Below are 4,253 nucleotides of genomic sequence, written 5' to 3'. Positions count from 1 at the left end.
GAAACGCACGTCGGAGTTCGCGACGTAGATGCGGTCCTGGTCGGCGGCCGAGCCCCATTCGCTGCCGCCGAGGGCACCGCCCTTGCCGACCCGCGTCTGCCACAGGATCTTGCCGCCATCATCAGGGTCGAGCGCGTGCACGACGCCGGACTTCTGCGCGATGGCAAGAACACGCCTGCCGTCGCGCAGGGTCACGAGGATCGGCGACTGGCCGAAATCGTGATCGGGGCCGTGCTCGTCAGGACAATTGGTCCTGTCCGCACCGTAGCACGCCACGATGAAGGCGTCCTTCGGGGTCGCCTGTTGCTTCCAGAGCAGCTTTCCGGTCGCAAGCTCGAACGCGAGGATCGCATCGGCGGTTGCGGCCGGCGGATTCGAGTAGGAGTTGCTGGTCGCGACGTAGACGGCGTTGCGCTTCGGATCGATCGTCGGCGCCGACCACACCGCGGCGCCGGACGGGCCGAACAGCTGCGTGCCTCTCGTATTCTTGCTGGTCGGATGCGGCACTTCCGGGATCGTGTAGGCCTGCCACACCGGCTTGCCGGTCAGGGCCTCCAGCGCCACCACGCTGCCGCGGAAAGTGCAGCATTCGTAACTGGCTTGCGAGCCGGCGGCCTCCTCGAGCGAGGACACCGGCACGTAGAGCACGCCGGAATGCAGCGTCGGCGCGCCGGTGATGCGCGCGGTCGGATGCTCCTCGACCTTCGTCTTCCAGATCAGCGCGCCGGTCAGCGCGTTCACGGCATAGGCATTGGCGCGCAARTCACCGAAGAAGATCGCGAACTGATCGGTACCGGGAAGCGGCGCGAAGCTGATCGCGGCGCGCACCGCGGCATCGGTCGGCAACGTCCACAGCGTGCAGCCGCTTCGCGCATCGAGCGCGTGCACCTTGCGGTCGGTACCGCCGATGAACAGCAGGCCGCCGACGATCGTCGGCGGCGCAAACGACACCGAGGCGCCGGGAAAGGCGTAAGCCCATTTCAGCCGCAGGCGCGGCACCTCTTCCGCGGTCAGCCCCGCCATGTCGGCCGGCTGGAAGCGGCTATTGCCAGCGTCGACGCCCCACCCGTTCCAGCGTGGACCGTCAAGCGGTTGCGGAAAGGCACTGACCTGCTGCGCGCAGCGCCCCTGCGCTTCGATCGCAGCGTCGCCAGCCGCAGTCTTGCCGGTGACGAAGGCAGCAATCGCGCGGCGATCCTCGTCGCTACGCTCCTTCGCCATCGCCGCCATGCTGCCGGAGGTCAGTGTCCCCAGCACATGATCGAACGACATTCCCTGCATGGCGCTGCGGCCCGGCACACGGCTTTGGGCATTGCCGGCATCGTGACATTGCGCGCAGTGGCTCGCGTAGAGCGCAGCGCCCTCCTGCTGCGCCAGCGCCGGCGCGCAGCACCAGATCAGCATGGCGACGACCACAACGCTTTGTCTCATGGCGTGCTCCGGCACCGTCACCGCAACGCGAGACGGCTTCATGCAACCCGAAATGTAGCGCGACGGCAATCACTGAGGCAACGGACGTTCCGGCTGCGTCCGTCACATCCCCGTGGCAACGCGGACGCGATCGGGCAATTCATCCAGCCGCCAGAGCCCGAGGCTCTTGTCGCGCCAGCCACCGCCGCCCTCCTCGCAGCGCTCGTTGATCAGTTCGCGCGGCGCCGGCCAGTTGAACGGCGCCGTCTCCATGTTCAACGCGCGCCAGTCGCCGTCCTCGCAGTCGCGATTTGCATCCCATTGGGGAAACGTCGTGACCATCAGGAAGCGCGCGCCGCTCGCACGAAAGTTCGTGACGGCGCGGGCGATGTTGTCGAAGCTCAAATGAACCAGGCAGTCACGGCACAGGATCAAGTCGGCGGCCGGCAGCGCATCGCGCGTGATGTCCGCAACGCGGAAGCGACCTGCCAGTTCACCTCGTGCCGCGCGCTCGCTATTGGCCTCGATCAGCGACGGCACGATATCGATGCCGATGTAGTCGAGATCGAGCTTCATGCGGCCGATCCAGCCCGCATCGCCGCAGGGCGCATCGAGCAGCGAGCGCGCGCCGAGCCGTTGCAGCAGTGCAGGAAGCGCGTGCCGGATCGCGGCCGTGGCGGGATCCTCCGAGCCGAGGCCCGAGACCGAAGTGGCCGCGCCCCACAGGTTGGTCCGCTCGATCCGCTCGAACCGCGCGGCGAGATCGAGGCCCGCGAAATTGTCGCGGTCGGCAACGAAGCGTTCGTGGGCGAGCACGGGCGGACGATTGGGGATCATCAGAGAGCACGCGAATCGAGATTCCGGCGCAAACGCACTATACAAGGAGAGCCTGCTGTCCGAAATGGTCCGCAAGCGAACCCGCTCACCTCATCCGTCTCGTTGGAATTTTCATGCGCCCCACCACCGCACGAGAGAAGGCCAAAATGGTCGCCGGTGCAGCTACGGCCGTCATCATGACGGCCGTGCTGTTCGTCATCGTGCTTGCATTTCTGCTGCCGCAATAGGCGCTATCGGCACGGCGGACGGATGCCGCCGCGCGGACTCAGGCGGCGCGCACCGTCCGGAGGAATTTGCCGACTTCGTCCTTCAGCCGGTTGCTGTCGGTCGCCAGCATCTTTGCGGTCGAGAGCACCTGCGAGGAGGCCGAGCCGGTTTCGGCCGCGCCGCGCTGCACGTCGGTGATGTTCGAGGAGACCTGCTGGGTGCCGTGAGCGGCCTGCTGCACGTTGCGCGAGATCTCCTGGGTCGCGGCGCCCTGCTCCTCGACGGCCGCGGCGATGGTCGACGACACTTCCGAGAGCCGCTCGATCGTCGCGGAGATATCGCGGATCGCGTTGACGGATTCCTGGGTCGCGGTCTGGATGCCGGAAATCTGCTGGCTGATCTCGCCGGTCGCCTTCGCGGTCTGCTCGGCCAGCGTCTTCACCTCGGAGGCGACGACCGCGAAGCCGCGGCCGGCCTCGCCGGCGCGCGCGGCTTCGATCGTGGCGTTCAGCGCCAGCAGATTGGTCTGGCCGGCAATGGTGTTGATCAGCTCGACGACGTCGCCGATTCGCGTGGCGGCAACCGAAAGCTCGCTGACGCGCTCGGTCGTGGTGCGCGCCTGGTTGACGGCTTCGCCCGCCATCCGCGCCGATTCCTGCACCTGCCGGCTGATCTCGTTGACCGAGGAGGACAGCTCTTCCGTCGCGGTCGCAACCGACTGCACGTTGCCGGTGGCTTCGCCTGAAGCGGCCACGACGACCGAGGTCAGCTCCTGCGCGCGCTGCGCGGTGGTGGCCAAGGTCGAGGACGACGCCTCAAGCTCGGTGGACGCGGACCCGACCGTTTCGATGATCTCGCCGACCGCACGTTCGAAGCCGTCGGCCAGGTTGACCATGTCGCGGCGGCGCTGCTCGGCGGCCTGCTTCTCGGCTTCCGCCTGCGCCGCCTTGAGCCGCTCCACTTCGAGCCCGTTGGTCTTGAACACTTCGACGGTCCTGGCCATGTCGCCGATCTCGTCGCGGCGATCCTTCTCGGGCACCTCGGTCTTGAGATCGTTGCGGGCAAGGCCTTCCATGGCGAGCTTGAGCCGGGCGATCGGCCGGGACATCGCATTGAGGCCGATGAACAGCGCGATCGCGATGCCGAGGATCAGGCCCCCGGCGCTGACGCCCATCACGGTCCAGGTCGCGGAGCGGGCGTCGCGGTTGATGGCTTCCTTGCGCTTGGCAACCGCCTGCGCGGTCTCGGTCACGAACTGGGCGATGCGGGCCAGGGCCGCATCCATCACCGGGTCGCACTCCTTGTGCGCCCGGTCTGCGGCCTTGGCATTGTCTTCCGAGGTGCTGGCCTGCGAGCCAGCCTTCAGCACCGGATCGCAGCCGGCGAACACGGCTTTCAACTGGTCGCCGATGCTCCTGATCTGGCTCGCGCGCGTTGGGTCGTCCTGCTCCGCCGCGTCCAGATATTGGCGGATTTCGTCGCGGTTCTGGGTCGCGATCTTGAGACGGTTGGCGTTGCCGGCCTCAGTCGCCTCGGTGAAGACCGCATAGAGCGCCGCGTGATAGGTCTCGGCGCGGCGCTGGGCGCGGGTGAGGTTGAGCGCCGACGACTGCGTGGCGGAGAGCTCGGCAAACCCGTCGACGGTCGCAGCGAGTTCGCGCGTGCCGAAGGTGGCGACGCCAACCATCGCACAGCCCATCACGGCCACGATCAGCGCGACCTTCCACACGATCTTCAAATTGTTCAAAAAGCTCATCGCAAGATCCAATGATGTCCAGTCGAGGGCGTAATCCCAGCAA

General features: G+C 67.1%; 3 protein-coding genes. All 3 read right to left on the bottom strand.

The window, feature by feature from the left end; genetic code table 11:
- Positions 1-1,431 (bottom strand): outer membrane protein assembly factor BamB family protein (locus AC1D00_RS29590; protein WP_477013103.1); only part of this gene is annotated, 1,431 nt, incomplete at its 3' end.
- A gap of 102 nt (positions 1,432-1,533) precedes the next feature.
- Positions 1,534-2,247, bottom strand: a complete 714-nt coding sequence (locus tag AC1D00_RS29585; protein WP_477013102.1) for a class I SAM-dependent methyltransferase — start codon at positions 2,245-2,247, stop codon at positions 1,534-1,536.
- A 265-nt stretch (positions 2,248-2,512) separates the two neighbouring features.
- Positions 2,513-4,210, bottom strand: a complete 1,698-nt coding sequence (locus tag AC1D00_RS29580) for a methyl-accepting chemotaxis protein (protein ID WP_404557721.1) — start codon at positions 4,208-4,210, stop codon at positions 2,513-2,515.
- Positions 4,211-4,253 lie beyond the last annotated feature (43 nt).

Source organism: Bradyrhizobium sp. P2_E8 (genome assembly GCF_056403875.1).
This window is presented reverse-complemented; position numbering and strand designations above follow the sequence as displayed.